We start from the raw sequence: 12393 nt of genomic DNA, 5'->3' as shown, positions 1-12393 counted from the left end.
ACCGCGACGGCGCGAAGGATGGCGTCCTGCAACAGGCTCCAACCCAGCCTGCGCCCTTGGTGGTCGCGGTCGACGGCCAGTCGGGCCAGGATGATCACCGGAATTGGATACTGTCCCATGCCCTTGCGCACCCGCTCGGGGGCTTCGAGCGTGTCGATCTGCCCGACCGTCAGGCTGTAGTAGCCCGCGACGCAATCGCCTTCGCAGCATACAAAGGTTCTGGCCGACCCACTGCCTTGAGCTTGTCGTGCATGGCGCAGCAGCCAGTCGGTGAGCGCGGGCTTGCCGCAGTCAAACGCTTCCACCCGATGGCGTGGATCGAGCGGCTGCGGCGCGGCAAGCTTCATTTTTTTGCCCAGACCGGGCGGCGGGACAGCAGGTCAGCCAAGCCGGGGTTGTCCGACTCGGGTCGGTCCAGCAGGTCCAAAATGGCCTGGTACTGGCTGCCGGGCACCATGAACAGGCGTTGGTCGAGCAGGGTCTGTTCGGCGGCCAAATAGGCGGCGTCCAGAATGAAATCCGTGAGCGACTTGTGCGCCACTTCAGCCGCACGGCGCAGCACGGATTCTTGCGTGGGCGTAGCGCGCAGCCCAAGGCGTGCGGAGCGGACAGGAGCGGATGCGGTGGACATGGTTTAGTTCGCATGGCGTACAACGGTCGGTATGTTAGTACAAACGACGCAATTTGTCGAGCCCATGGTGTGGGCGGCTTGCGCTCGAGACGTGAACCGCACCGTTGACGGGCCGGGGTCACACTCACGGTTCGGCTTCGCGCGGGCTGGGCGGCGCAAGGGGCGACGCGCCGTTCGCGAGCGTGGCGGACTGTCAGCAAGCCGGAAATGTGCGCGCAAGCGCGCGACAATCGTGCAATACGGAGACTCCAGCCATGAATCTCACATCCACCGAAATCAGCACCTTGCTGCAAGCACTGCCCGACTGGCGCCATGAGACCGAGCGCGGCGGCCTGATCGCCCGCGAGTTCAAATTCCACGACTTCGCCCAGGCCTTCGGCTTCATGGCGCAGGTTGCCGTGATCGCCGAAAGCCGCAACCACCACCCCGAGTGGTTCAACGTGTACAACCGCGTGCAGGTGACGCTGACCACGCACGACGCCGGGGGCCTGACGATGAAGGACATCGAGCTGGCGCGCACCATGGACCGCGTGGCTGCGGCGCTGGCGCAGCAAGTCGAGGAGCCAACACCGTGAACGCATCCACCACCGCCCCCAAGCACGGCCTGGCCGAAGCGGGCTTTCAGCCGCCCTCGGCCGACTGGACGATCGACCAGGGCTGGGATCGCTACACGCCCGCCGAGCACGCGACCTGGAAGACGCTGTTCGAGCGCCAGAGCCGCCTGCTGCCGGGCCGCGCCTGCGATGACTTCATGAGCGGGCTGAAGGACCTGCCCTTGCGCCACGACGAAATCCCGCATTTCGAGCAACTGTCCGACGTGCTCGAAAAGCGCACCGGCTGGCGCATCGTCGCCGTGCCGGGCCTGGTGCCCGACGAGGTGTTTTTCGACCACCTGGCCAACCGGCGCTTTCCGGCCGGGCAGTTCATCCGCAAGCCCGACCAGCTGGATTACCTGGAAGAGCCCGACGTCTTCCACGACGTGTTCGGCCACGCCCCCATGCTGATGAATCCGGTGATGGCCGAGTTCATCCAGGCCTATGGCCAGGGCGGCCTGCGGGCGCAGCAACTGGGCGTGCTGGACCAGCTGGCGCGCGTGTACTGGTACACGGTCGAGTTCGGCCTCGTGCAGCAGAGCGATGGCCTGCGCATCTACGGCGCGGGCATCGTCTCGTCGGCCACCGAATCGGTGTTTGCGCTGGAGGACGCCTCGCCCAACCGCATCGGCTTTGACTTGGAGCGCGTGATGCGTACGCGCTACCGCATCGACGATTTTCAGGAGAGTTACTTCGTGCTGCACGGGCTGGATGAGCTGCTGGCGCTGGCGCAGATCGAGTTCAAGCCCTATTACGAGCGCGTGTCCGCCGCGCCAACGCTGGTGCCGGGCGACGTGCTGCCCACCGACGAAATCTTTGCCCGCGGCAGCGGCCGCTATCACGCCGCCAAGCGCGGCAAGGAGCCCGTATGAAAGCCGCGCACCCCGTTGTCCTGATCACCGGCGCCGCCGGCCAACTGGGCACGGCCGTGGCCGCGTACTTTGCGCAACAGGGCGCACGCCTGTTGCTGCTGGACCGCGATGCCAAGGCCCTGCAAGCCCACGCCGGCGCGCTGGGCGATGCGGCGCTGATCGAGGTCGATTTGCTGAACCGCGAGCAGGTGGCCGCGCGCGTGGACGCGGCGCTGGCCCAGGTCGGGCGCGTGGATGTGCTGTGCCACCTGGCTGGCGGCTTTCACATGGGCGAGCCGGTGCATGCCACGCCCGCCAGCGCCTGGGACTTCATGATGAACCTGAATGCCGCCAGCTTCATCCACGTGGCCGCCGCCGTGGCGCCGCGCATGCTGGCGCAGGGCTCGGGCCGCATCGTGGCCGTGGGCGCTGGCGGGGGCCTGAAGGGCGGTGCGCAGATGGGCGCCTACAGCGCGTCCAAGAGTGCGCTGATGCGTCTGGTCGAATCCATGTCGGCCGAGCTGCGCGACGCCGGCATCAACGTCAACTGCGTTCTGCCCTCCACGCTCGATACGCCGGCCAACCGCGCCGCCATGCCCGATGCCGACGCCTCGCGCTGGGTGGCGCCCAATGCGCTGGCCGAGGTCATCGGCTTTCTGGCCTCCGATGCGGCGCGGGCCATTCACGGCGCCTTGATTCCGGTGTACGGACGCGTCTGATCGGCTGGTTGTGGGAGCGGGTTTGCCCGCGATGCGGTTTCGCGGGCGATCAAGCCATCGCGGGCAAGCCCGCTCCCACAGCGTCCGGCGCCGGCCCCGCTTGACCCGTCGGCGCGCGGCGGCTTACCAGTCGCCGGCGGGCTTGGCGCCCACGCGCCGCAGCACGAAGGGGCTCTCCAGCGCGCTCTGGCCGGGCTTGGGCAGCTGCTGCCAGGTGCCGCGGATTTCGCGCCCGCAGCTGGCGGGCACGAGCTGGCCGGTCCAGAAGGCGAACAGGCTCTTGCCGTCGCGCGATTCGTCCAGGTTCAGCTCGCCCTCGTCCAGGTCGCCCGAGGCGATGGAGGTGTGCCCGCCGTAGCTGAACTCGCCGCGCAGGCTTTCGCTGAAGTCGGGGTGCTGGCGCAGCAGCAGGGTGCCGCGCTGACCCAGGGCGGGCAGCTCGACGATCCAGTTGCCGTACAGCTGGCGCGCGCCCCAATGCGCCAGGTCGGGGCAGGCGGGGTTGACCGCCAGTGCCGGCGCAGCGGGCTGGGGCGGCGCTGGAGATTTCGAGGCGTTTTGCTGGTTTGCGCAGGCGGACAGGGCGCAAGCAGCTATCAAAAAAAGAGTGATCCGGATCATGGCGTCATCCCGTGGGGGCGCTCGCGGTGTCGGCCGCGCGGCGGGCGAATTCGGCGCGCAGGGCTTTCAGCTTTTCGCGCGGGTCTTCGCGCACGGTGGCTTGGTCCAGCGCCATCTCGGCGATGAAGCGGCTGGGTTGGGCGGCCACCACCTCGCGGCCCTTCTTGCGCCGGCGCGTCCAGCTCACGGCCAGGGTCTGGCGCGCGCGCGTGATGCCCACGTACATCAGGCGGCGCTCTTCCTGGATGCGCGCGGCCTGCGCGGCGGCGCCCGCGTCCTCGTCGGGGCGAAACGGCAGCAGGCCTTCGTTGACGCCGGCCAGCAGCACGTGCGGCCATTCCAGACCCTTGGCGGCGTGCAGGGTGGAGAGGGTCAGCACGTTGGGGTCCTGCTCGCGCTCGTTCAGGGTCGAGATCAGCGAAATCGTTTGCGCCACCTCCAGCAGGCTCTTGGGCTCCTGCCGCAGGCTCGTGCCGGCCGCGTCCTCGATCTGGCCGCCGCAGCGCCCGGCCATCCAGTCGCAAAAATCGATCACGTTGCTCCAGCGCGCGGTGGCCTGCGCGGGGCTGTCGGCGCTGTCATGCAGGTGCTGCTCGTAGGCGATGTCTTTGAGCCAGTCGGACAGGAACGTGCGCGCGGCCTCGTGCCCCAGCGTGTGGCTGGCGCGGTGGCGCAAGTCGTTGAGCTGGCGGCCAAATTCGTGCAGGCTGGCGATGGCGCGCGCCGGCAGCGCGGCGGGCAGGCTGTGGGCAAACAGGGCGCCAAACAGCGACAGGTGGGCCTTGCCCGCAAACGCGCCCAGGGCGCCCAGCGTCTGGTGGCCGATGCCGCGTTTGGGCGTGGTGACGGCGCGCAGAAAGGCCGGGTCGTCGTCCTCGTTGATCCACAGGCGCAGCCAGGCGCACAGGTCCTTGATCTCGGCGCGGTCGAAAAAGCTCTGCCCGCCCGACACCTTGTACGGAATCTGCGCGCGCCGCAGCGCCTGCTCGAACACCTTGGCCTGGTGGTTGGCGCGGTACAGGATGGCGAAGTCGCGCCACTCCTTGGCGGCAGACGTTTGCCGCAGGCTCTGGATGCGCGCCACGGCGCGCTCGGCCTCGTGCGCCTCGTGGTCGCAGTCGACCACGCGCACCGGCTCGCCCTCGCCCAGCTCCGAATACAGCCGCTTGGGAAACAGCTTGGGGTTGGGGCCGATCACGTTGTTGGCCGCGCGCAGGATGGCGCTGGTCGATCGGTAGTTTTGCTCCAGCTTGATGACCTTGAGCTTGGGAAAGTCCTGGGGCAGGCGCTTCAAGTTGTCCAGCGTGGCGCCGCGCCAGCCGTAGATGCTCTGGTCGTCATCCCCCACGGCGGTGAAATTGGCGGCCGGGCCCACCAGCCGTTTCATCAGCTCGTACTGCGTGGCGTTGGTGTCCTGGTATTCGTCCACAAGCACATGGGCCAGGCGCGCTTGCCACTTGTGCGCCACCTGCTCATGGTTTTGTAGCAATCGCAGTGGCAGGCCGATCAGGTCGTCGAAGTCCACGCTCTGGTACGCCGTCAGGCGCTCCTCGTAGCGCGCCATCAACAGGGCCGTCTGGCGCTCGCCCTCGCCCTGGGCCTGGGCCAGCGCGGCGGCGGCGTTCAGGCCCGCGTTCTTCCAGCCGCTGATGGCCCATTGCCACTGGCGCGCGGTGGCGGCGTCGGTGGTCGCGCCGCAGTCCTTCAGCAGACTGAGCACGTCGTCGCTGTCGAGGATGCTGAACTGGGGCTTCAGGCCCAGCACGGCGCCATCTTCGCGCAGCAGGCGCACGCCCAGCGCGTGAAAGGTGCAGATCAGCACCTCGCCGGCGGCCTTGCCCACCAGGCCGCGCGCGCGCTCGCGCATCTCGGCGGCGGCCTTGTTGGTGAAGGTGATGGCGGCGATGCGCGCGGGCTCCACGCCGGTCTGGATCAGGCGCGCGATCTTGTGCGTGATGACGCGCGTCTTGCCCGACCCGGCCCCCGCCAGCACCAGGCAGGGGCCGCGCAGGTGGTTGACGGCGTCTTGCTGGGCGAGGTTCAGGCGGTCGGACATGCGGGCGTCGATGATAGCGGGCCGCTTGCGCGTGGGCCCAGGCGTGCGGCCTTGTTACCCTTGCGGCCTCATGCAAGCGCTCGCCGGCATCTTTGCCGTCACCTTCCCCTTCTTTGCCCTGGTGTTGTGCGGCTATGTGGCCGCGCGCTCGCGCCTGCTGCCGCTGGACGCGGTGGCGGGGCTGAACATGTTCGTGCTGTACTTTGCGCTGCCGTGCATGCTGTGGCGCTTTGGCAGCAGCACGCCGGCGGCGCAGCTGTTCAGCCCGGTGGTGGCACTGATCTGGCTGGCCGTGGGGCTGCTGCTGGTGGCGGTGGCGGCGGGCTGGGCGCGCCGCCGCGGCGGCAGCTGGCCCGATGCGGCCATGGGCGCGCTGGTGGCGGCGTTTCCCAACTCGGGCTTCATGGGAGTGCCGCTGATCCTGGCGCTGCTGGGCGAAGGCGCCATGGGCCCGGTGATGGCCAGCCTGCTGGTGGACCTGGTGGTGACCAGCTCGCTGTGCATCGGCCTGTCGCAATGGGGCGCGGCCGGCCAGCACGGCGTGGCGCGCGCGGTGGGCGGCGCGTTGCAGGGCGTGTTGCGCAACCCCATGCCCTGGTCGATCCTGGCCGGGGCGCTGGCGGGGGCGACGGGTTTTGCGCTGTGGGCGCCCGTGGACCGCACCGTGGCGCTGCTGGCGGATGCGGCTTCACCAGTGGCGCTGTTCACCATCGGCGCGGTGCTGGCGCGCGCACAGATGCAGACGGCCGTGCCCGATGCGAGCGCCGGGCGCCCGCTGCATGACGTGGGCTTGATCACCGTGCTCAAGCTGCTGGTGCAGCCGGCCCTGGTGTGGGCGGCTGGCGCGCTGGCGGTGCGCGCCGGCGTGCTGCCCCAGGCGCTGCTGGCGCCGCTGGTGCTGACCGCCGCGCTGCCCTCGGCCGCCAACGTGTCGCTGCTGGCCGAGCGCTTCGGGGCGGACAACGGGCGCGTGGCGCGCGTCATCCTGTACTCGACCGTGGCGGCGTTCTTCAGCTTCTCGGTGGCCGTGGCGCTGCTGCGCTGACCCCGAGCGCAGCGCGCGTCACTTGCGCGCGGGCTGGCGCTGCGGCGGCAGCGGCTTGGCGAAGTTCATTTCCTGCGGGTTGCTTTCCAGCGACCGCAATTCGGACGCGGGCATGGTGGTGACGGTCTCGCGAATGATGCCGCCGCCGATCACGCTGCCCGACTCCTGGCCGGCCTGGCCGCGCACGCGCGCCTCGCAGTCGGTCCGGTAGAACGGCGGCAGGTTGGCGCAGCGCTGCAGTTCGTTGGCCCGGGCCTGTTCAGGCGTCACGTCGGTGAGCTGGGCGCCGCGCGCGTTGCGCGCTTCCATGCGGGCCGCGGCCGGGTCCTGGTTGGTTTGCGCGGGTGTCATCTGCGCGACCGCAGGCCAGGCGAATGCGCTGCACAGCGCGAGCAGGGTGAGTTGGCGTTTCATGGTGAGGCTCCTTTCAAACGACCCGTGCGCGGGGCATGCCGCCCGCGCGTCGGAGGATGGCATTCCACTATAGGCAATTCGCGCGCCACGTGCTGTCGGACAAAGCCGCGTGATGCGGCGGCAAGGGGATTGCGGGGCGGACTAAAGCCCTTGCGGATCGACATCCACGGCCCAGCGCACGATGGCGCGGTGCTCGGGCGTGGCGCGCAGGGCGTGCAGCAGTGGCTGGCACGCGGCCAGCACGCGCTGCAGGGCGGGGCGGTGGGCGCTTTCCAGCAGCATCTGGGCGCGCTCGATGCCGGCCACGCGCTGCACCGCCAGCGGCACCGCCGGGTACCAGCGGACCTGCGCCAGGGCTTCCGCTTGGGCCGCGTCCTGGGCCGGCAGGGCGGCGGCCTGCGCGGCCAGGGCGGTCAGGAAGGCCTGCGCCGCGTCCTGGCTGCGGGCCTCGGCGCGCAGCAGGGCCAGGTGGGTGAAGGGTGGAAAGCCGGCCTGCTGGCGCTCGGCCAGTTGCCGGGCGGCAAAACCGGGGTAGTCGTGCGACTTGAGCGCGACAAACAAGGGGTGCTGCGGGTGCTGGGTCTGCACCCACATCTGGCTGTCGGCGCCGCTGGCCGCATCGCGCCCGGCGCGGCCGGCCGACTGCATGAGCAGGGCAAACAGGCGCTCGGGCGCGCGAAAGTCGCTGGAAAACAGCGCCGCGTCGGGGTTGATGGCGGCCACCAGCGTCACGCGGCGAAAGTCGTGCCCCTTGGCGATCATCTGCGTGCCCACCAGCACGTCCACGTCGCCGGCGTGCACCTGGGCCAGGGCGCTTTCCAGCTTGCCCTGACCGCGGGTGGAGTCGGCGTCGATGCGGGCGATGCGCACCGGCTCGCCGCTGGGGCGCTGCACGCCGGCCAGCAGTTCGGCGATGCGCTCTTCCAGCTGCTCGGTGCCGCGCCCCTGGGTGCCGATGTCCAGGTTGCCGCAGGCCGGGCAGGCGCGCGGCACGCGCTCGGTCAGGCCGCAATGGTGGCAGCGCAGCGTGCGGTCGATCTTGTGGAACACGCGATAGGCGCTGCAGTGCGGGCATTCGCTCTTCCAGCCGCAGTCGGCGCAGTGCAGCACCGGCGCCCAGCCGCGGCGGTTGAGCAGCAGCAGCGCCTGCTCGCCGCGCGCCACGCGCTCGGTGATGGCCGCCAAGAGCGGCGGCGCGATCAGCGTGCCCTTGGGCTGGCGGCCCATGTCCACGCGCAGCACGCGCGGCAGGCCGGCGTTGTCGCCCGTGGCGCCCACGCGGTGGGTCATGGCCAGGCGCTGGTAGCGGCCGGCGCCGCCCTCGGCCACGGGCGCGCTGGCGTGCCAGCTCTCCAGCGAGGGCGTGGCTGAGCCCAGGATGACCTTGGCATGGCCCAGGTGCCCGCGGTACAGCGCCAGGTCGCGCGCCGAATAGCGGGCGCCCTCCTGCTGCTTGTAGCTGGGGTCGTGCTCCTCGTCCACCACGATCAGCGCCAGGTGCGGGATGGAGGCCAGCACCGCCACGCGCGTGCCCAGCACGATGCGGGCTTGGCCGGTGTGGGCCGCCAGCCAGGCTTTCAGGCGCTGCGCGGGTGTCAGGCCGCTGTGCAGGCAGGCGATGGCGGCGGCGCCAAAGCGCTCGGCAAAGCGCGCCTGCAGCTGCGGGGTGAGGTTGATCTCGGGCACCAGCACCAGCACCTGGGCGGCGGCGTCTTGTGTCAGCGCGGCCTGCGCGGCCTGCATGTAGACCTCGGTCTTGCCGCTGCCGGTGGCGCCAAACAGCAGGAAGGGGCCGGGATTTTGGTCGATTTCGGCCAAGGCCAGTGTCTGCTCTGCGGTGAGCGCTATTATTTTTGATTGATCTGCCGGGGTGTCGGCGCCGGCCGCGGGTGCGCGCTTGAGGCGCCTGGCCATCTGCACCGCGTCCAGCGTGCGCAGCTGGGGCGGCAGGGCGGCCAGCGCCACCTCGCCCAGGGCGCGCTGGTAGTAGCGCGCGGTGAAGGCGATCAGCGCGCGCCAGGCGTCATCCAGCGGCGGCACGTCGGCCAGCGCGCCGGCGATGGTGCGCGTGCGCTCGGCCAGGGCGGCCGGCGGCGCCGGCGGTGCGGCCCACACCACGCCCAGCACCTCGCGCCGGCCCAGCGGCACGCGCACCAGGGTGCCGGGCGGCAGGGGCTGCGCGCTGCGGTAGGTCAGCGGCTCGGCCAGCGCGCTGTGCGCCGGGGTGGGCACGGCGACGGCCAGCCAATGGGGTGGAGCGGCCGTGTCCGGGCTGCAATCGACTTTCAATTAAGGCCCTAAGTGCTTGATTCAAAAACCGCTTGTGCGGTCATTCCCAGAATCTGTGGATAATTTTGTTGAAAACCCCCGGAAACCGGCCGCGAGGTCTTGTCAATCAAGGCTTTCAACGGGTTGCCCATCCAAGTGGCATGGCGCCGTGTTCAATGAAATCAATCACTTGCAACGCTTGCGGGGCCTGCCGCCGCCCGCCGACACGGACCGCCCGAATTTGTGCATAAGTCAATTCTGTCAAGTCGTTTTTTTGCCTCAAACGCTGGATTTTGCGACTTGACGAGGGCTGCGACGCGCGTTAGGCCGCACCACGCAGCCGGCGCGAATGGGCATGCACCTCGTCCACCAGATGCGCCACATGCTCGGGCGGCGTGAACTGGCTGATGCCGTGGCCCAGGTTGAAGACGTGGCCGATGCCGCGCGTGGCCGCATCCAGGTGGGGCGCGCCAAAGGCATCCAGCACGCGGCGCACCTCGGCGCGGATCGCATCGGGCGGGGCAAACAGCACGTTGGGGTCGATGTTGCCTTGCAGGGCGGTGGGCTTGGGGTTTTCAGGGTCAAATGGGGCCCTGGCGCTTGCTGGATGTGCGCTGGCAGCTATTGAATCAATAGTATTCTGGGTGCTCTCCAGCACGCGCCGCGCGCGGCCCAGGTCCAGCGTCCAGTCCAGCCCCAGCACGTCGCAGGCCAGACCTTGCATGTCGTGCAGCCACAGTCCGCCGCCCTTGGTGAAGACGATGCGCGGCACCACCTGGCCGTCCGGGCCCCGGCGCTTGAGCTGCCCCAGCACGCGCGCGGTGTAGGCCAGGCTGAAGTCCTGGAACGCCCCGTCGGCCAGCACGCCGCCCCAGCTGTCGAACACCATCACCGCCTGCGCACCGGCGTCGATCTGGGCGTTGAGATACTGCGCCACGCTGTCGGCGTTGACGGCCAGCACGCGGTGCATCAGGTCGGGCCGGGCGTACATCAGCGTCTTGACATGGCGATAGTCGGTGCTGCCGCCGCCCTCGACCATGTAGCAGGCCAGCGTCCAGGGACTGCCCGAGAAGCCGATCAGCGGCACGCGGCCATTCAAGGCTTTGCGGATCGACGTGACGGCATCGAACACGTAGCGCAGCCGGTCCATGTCGGGCGCGGCCAGCTGGCTGACTGCCGCTTCGTCGCGCACCACGCGCTCGAACCGGGGCCCCTCACCCTGCTGGAAGGACAGGCCCAGGCCCATCGCGTCGGGCACGGTGAGGATGTCGGAAAACAGGATCGCGGCGTCCAGCGGATAGCGCGCCAGCGGCTGCAGGGTGACTTCGGTGGCGTAATCCACGTTGGTGGCCAGCCCCATGAAGCTGCCGGCCTTGGCGCGCGTGGCGCAGTACTCCGGCAGGTAGCGCCCGGCCTGGCGCATCAGCCAGACGGGGGTGTGGTCGGTGGCCTGGCCCAGGCAGGCGCGCAGGAAAGTGTCGTTTTGAAGCGGGGCGAAGGTCATGGGGCGATTGTCTCAGGCGCCGACCCCCACGCCGCGTGGCGCCCGCCCCCGCGCCAGGCGGCTACTTCTTGGCCTGAAAGCCGCTGCACCAGCCCTTGGCGTTGACGTCGAAGCCGGGGAACAGGGCGCAGGGCCCGTAGGCGTCGCCGGCCTTGCCCTGGTAGTGCACGCAGGCCAGGCAGTCCTGCCCCGGCTGGTGCGGCGCCGGGGCCTTGGTGTCGTCCTCGACGTAGTTCAGGGCCTTGGCGGTGGCGTTCTTGTCGATGCTCAGGTGCGGCAGCGCGGCCCAGGCGCGGCGCGGCAGCGAGCCCAGCAGGGCAGCCGTGGCGGCCGCAAGCTGGAAGAAACGACGACGATCGGTTGTGACTTCGAATCTCATGTGGGTGCTCCTTGGCAGGCCTTGCATCCAGGCACTGCGGGAGCCAGCGTACGGCGCTTGATGGACGTCAACACCGATCCCGACCGGAAACCACGCGCGCGGTATCTGTATTGGCCGGGTGCGCGCTGGCCTTGCCGCCGTCCGACTCAGGCACGCGCCAGCACCGGCGCCAACGCGACCCCGGTGTGCGTGCCGGCGCGCACCACGGCCTCGGGCGTGCCCGCGGCCACGATGCGCCCGCCGCCCGCGCCGCCTTCGGGGCCCAGGTCGATGATCCAGTCAGCTTCGGCGATCAGGTCGAGGTCGTGCTCGATCACCAGCACGCTGTGGCCGCCGTCGACCAGGCGGTGCAGCACGCGGATGAGCTTTTCGACGTCCTGCATGTGCAGGCCGACGGTGGGCTCGTCCAGCACGTACAAGGTGTGTGGGGCCTTCTGGCCACGTCTTCCGATGTCGTCGCGCACCTTGCTGAGCTCGGTGACGAGCTTGATGCGCTGCGCCTCGCCGCCGCTGAGCGTGGGCGAGGGCTGGCCGAGGGTGAGATAGCCCAGGCCCACATCCTGCAGCAGCTGCAGCGGGTGGGCGATGGCGGGCATGCTGGCGAAGAAACCCACGGCCTCGTCCACCTCCATGCGCAGCACGTCGCCAATGCTTTTGCCGCGCCAGCTGACGGCCAGGGTCTCGGGGTTGAAGCGCGCGCCGTGGCAGGCCTCGCAGGGCACTTTCACGTCGGGCAGAAAGCTCATGGCGATGGTGCGCATGCCCTGGCCTTCGCAGCTGGGGCAGCGGCCGGCGCCGGTGTTGAAGGAAAAGCGCCCGGGTGCATAACCGCGCGCCTTGGCCTCCAGCGTTTCGGCGTAGAGCTTGCGGATGGCGTCCCAGAAGCCGATGTAGGTGGCGGGGCAGGAGCGCGGGGTTTTGCCGATGGGGGTCTGGTCGACCTCGAGCACGCGGTCGATGGCGCCAAAGCCTTCGATGCCGGTGCAGCCGATCAGGCCATGACTATTGATTTGATAGCTGTTAGCGCTTGATGGGTGGGCGCTGGAGGTCGATTTGTCTTTGATTTGCGGACGCACAAAGCGCTGCACGTTGGCCAGCAGCACGTCGCGCGCCAGGGTGGATTTGCCCGAGCCCGACACGCCCGTGACGGCCACCAGGCGGCCCAGGGGCACGGCGGCGTCGACGGCTTGCAGGTTGTGCAGATGGGCGCCTGTCAGTCGAAGCCATGACCTTGCTCCCTCCCCCGCTGGGGGAGGGTTGGGGAGGGGGCCGGCGGCGGTCGTATGAACGGCGGCGGCATTTTGAGCGGCCC

General features: G+C 69.7%; 12 protein-coding genes and 2 pseudogenes. 4 read left to right on the top strand and 10 right to left on the bottom strand.

The genetic code is table 11. The features are described from left to right. Positions 1-347, bottom strand: a 347-nt coding sequence (locus tag U1F38_RS16750; protein WP_409988212.1) for a GNAT family N-acetyltransferase, incomplete at its 3' end; no start/stop codon positions are given. Next, positions 344-631, bottom strand: coding sequence for a DUF1778 domain-containing protein (locus tag U1F38_RS16745; protein ID WP_409988211.1), 288 nt, complete (start codon positions 629-631; stop codon positions 344-346). The genes U1F38_RS16745 and U1F38_RS16750, both read right to left, overlap by 4 nt. A gap of 254 nt (positions 632-885) precedes the next feature. Here U1F38_RS16745 and U1F38_RS16740 point away from each other — a divergent pair, with 254 nt between their 5' ends. From U1F38_RS16740 to U1F38_RS16730, 3 genes are read left to right on the top strand one after another with little or no spacing between them, the layout of a single operon-like run. Beyond that, positions 886-1206 (top strand): 4a-hydroxytetrahydrobiopterin dehydratase, encoded by a 321-nt coding sequence (locus tag U1F38_RS16740; RefSeq protein ID WP_409988210.1) that lies wholly within the window; start codon positions 886-888, stop codon positions 1204-1206. Continuing rightward, the gene (gene phhA / locus U1F38_RS16735; protein WP_409988209.1) at positions 1203-2096 is read left to right on the top strand and encodes a phenylalanine 4-monooxygenase; all 894 of its coding nucleotides are present in this window, start codon (positions 1203-1205) and stop codon (positions 2094-2096) included. Before U1F38_RS16740 ends, phhA begins: the two co-directional genes overlap by 4 nt. After that, on the top strand, positions 2093-2794 hold the full coding sequence (locus U1F38_RS16730) for an SDR family NAD(P)-dependent oxidoreductase (protein WP_409988208.1): 702 nt from the start codon (positions 2093-2095) through the stop codon (positions 2792-2794). Before phhA ends, U1F38_RS16730 begins: the two co-directional genes overlap by 4 nt. A 123-nt stretch (positions 2795-2917) precedes the next feature. Here the strand turns inward: U1F38_RS16730 and U1F38_RS16725 are convergent, their stop codons facing one another. Both U1F38_RS16725 and U1F38_RS16720 read right to left on the bottom strand, forming a co-directional pair. After that, positions 2918-3415: a hypothetical protein gene (locus tag U1F38_RS16725; protein WP_409988207.1), complete on the bottom strand. Its 498-nt coding sequence runs from the start codon at positions 3413-3415 to the stop codon at positions 2918-2920. A gap of 4 nt (positions 3416-3419) precedes the next feature. Beyond that, positions 3420-5471 (bottom strand): ATP-dependent helicase, encoded by a 2052-nt coding sequence (locus U1F38_RS16720; protein ID WP_409988206.1) that lies wholly within the window; start codon positions 5469-5471, stop codon positions 3420-3422. A gap of 70 nt (positions 5472-5541) precedes the next feature. Between U1F38_RS16720 and U1F38_RS16715 the strand changes: the two genes are divergently transcribed. Continuing rightward, positions 5542-6516: an AEC family transporter gene (locus U1F38_RS16715; protein ID WP_409988205.1), complete on the top strand. Its 975-nt coding sequence runs from the start codon at positions 5542-5544 to the stop codon at positions 6514-6516. 18 nt (positions 6517-6534) lie between these two features. Here the strand turns inward: U1F38_RS16715 and U1F38_RS16710 are convergent, their stop codons facing one another. The 6 genes and pseudogenes from U1F38_RS16710 to U1F38_RS16685 form a co-directional block, all read right to left on the bottom strand. Beyond that, positions 6535-6930, bottom strand: a complete 396-nt coding sequence (locus U1F38_RS16710) for a hypothetical protein (protein WP_409988204.1) — start codon at positions 6928-6930, stop codon at positions 6535-6537. Between the two features lie 141 nt (positions 6931-7071). Next, a complete protein-coding gene (gene priA / locus U1F38_RS16705) occupies positions 7072-9219 on the bottom strand; it encodes a primosomal protein N' (RefSeq protein WP_409988203.1) in 2148 nt (715 codons plus the stop codon). A 301-nt stretch (positions 9220-9520) separates the two neighbouring features. Beyond that, positions 9521-10702: a uroporphyrinogen decarboxylase gene (gene hemE / locus U1F38_RS16700; RefSeq protein ID WP_409988202.1), complete on the bottom strand. Its 1182-nt coding sequence runs from the start codon at positions 10700-10702 to the stop codon at positions 9521-9523. 61 nt (positions 10703-10763) lie between these two features. Further along, entirely contained in the window at positions 10764-11081 is a 318-nt protein-coding gene (locus tag U1F38_RS16695) for a high-potential iron-sulfur protein (protein ID WP_409988201.1), read from the bottom strand. A gap of 146 nt (positions 11082-11227) precedes the next feature. Next, positions 11228-12076 (bottom strand): annotated as a pseudogene (locus U1F38_RS16690) (excinuclease ABC subunit A); the annotation flags it as partial. A gap of 83 nt (positions 12077-12159) precedes the next feature. Continuing rightward, positions 12160-12393 (bottom strand): annotated as a pseudogene (locus U1F38_RS16685) (hypothetical protein); the annotation flags it as partial.

Origin of the sequence: Ottowia sp., assembly GCF_046348305.1 — a bacterium.
Taxonomy (GTDB): Bacteria; Pseudomonadota; Gammaproteobacteria; order Burkholderiales; family Burkholderiaceae_C; genus Ottowia.
Note: the sequence above shows the minus strand (reverse complement) of the source record. Positions and strands in the feature narration are given on the sequence as shown.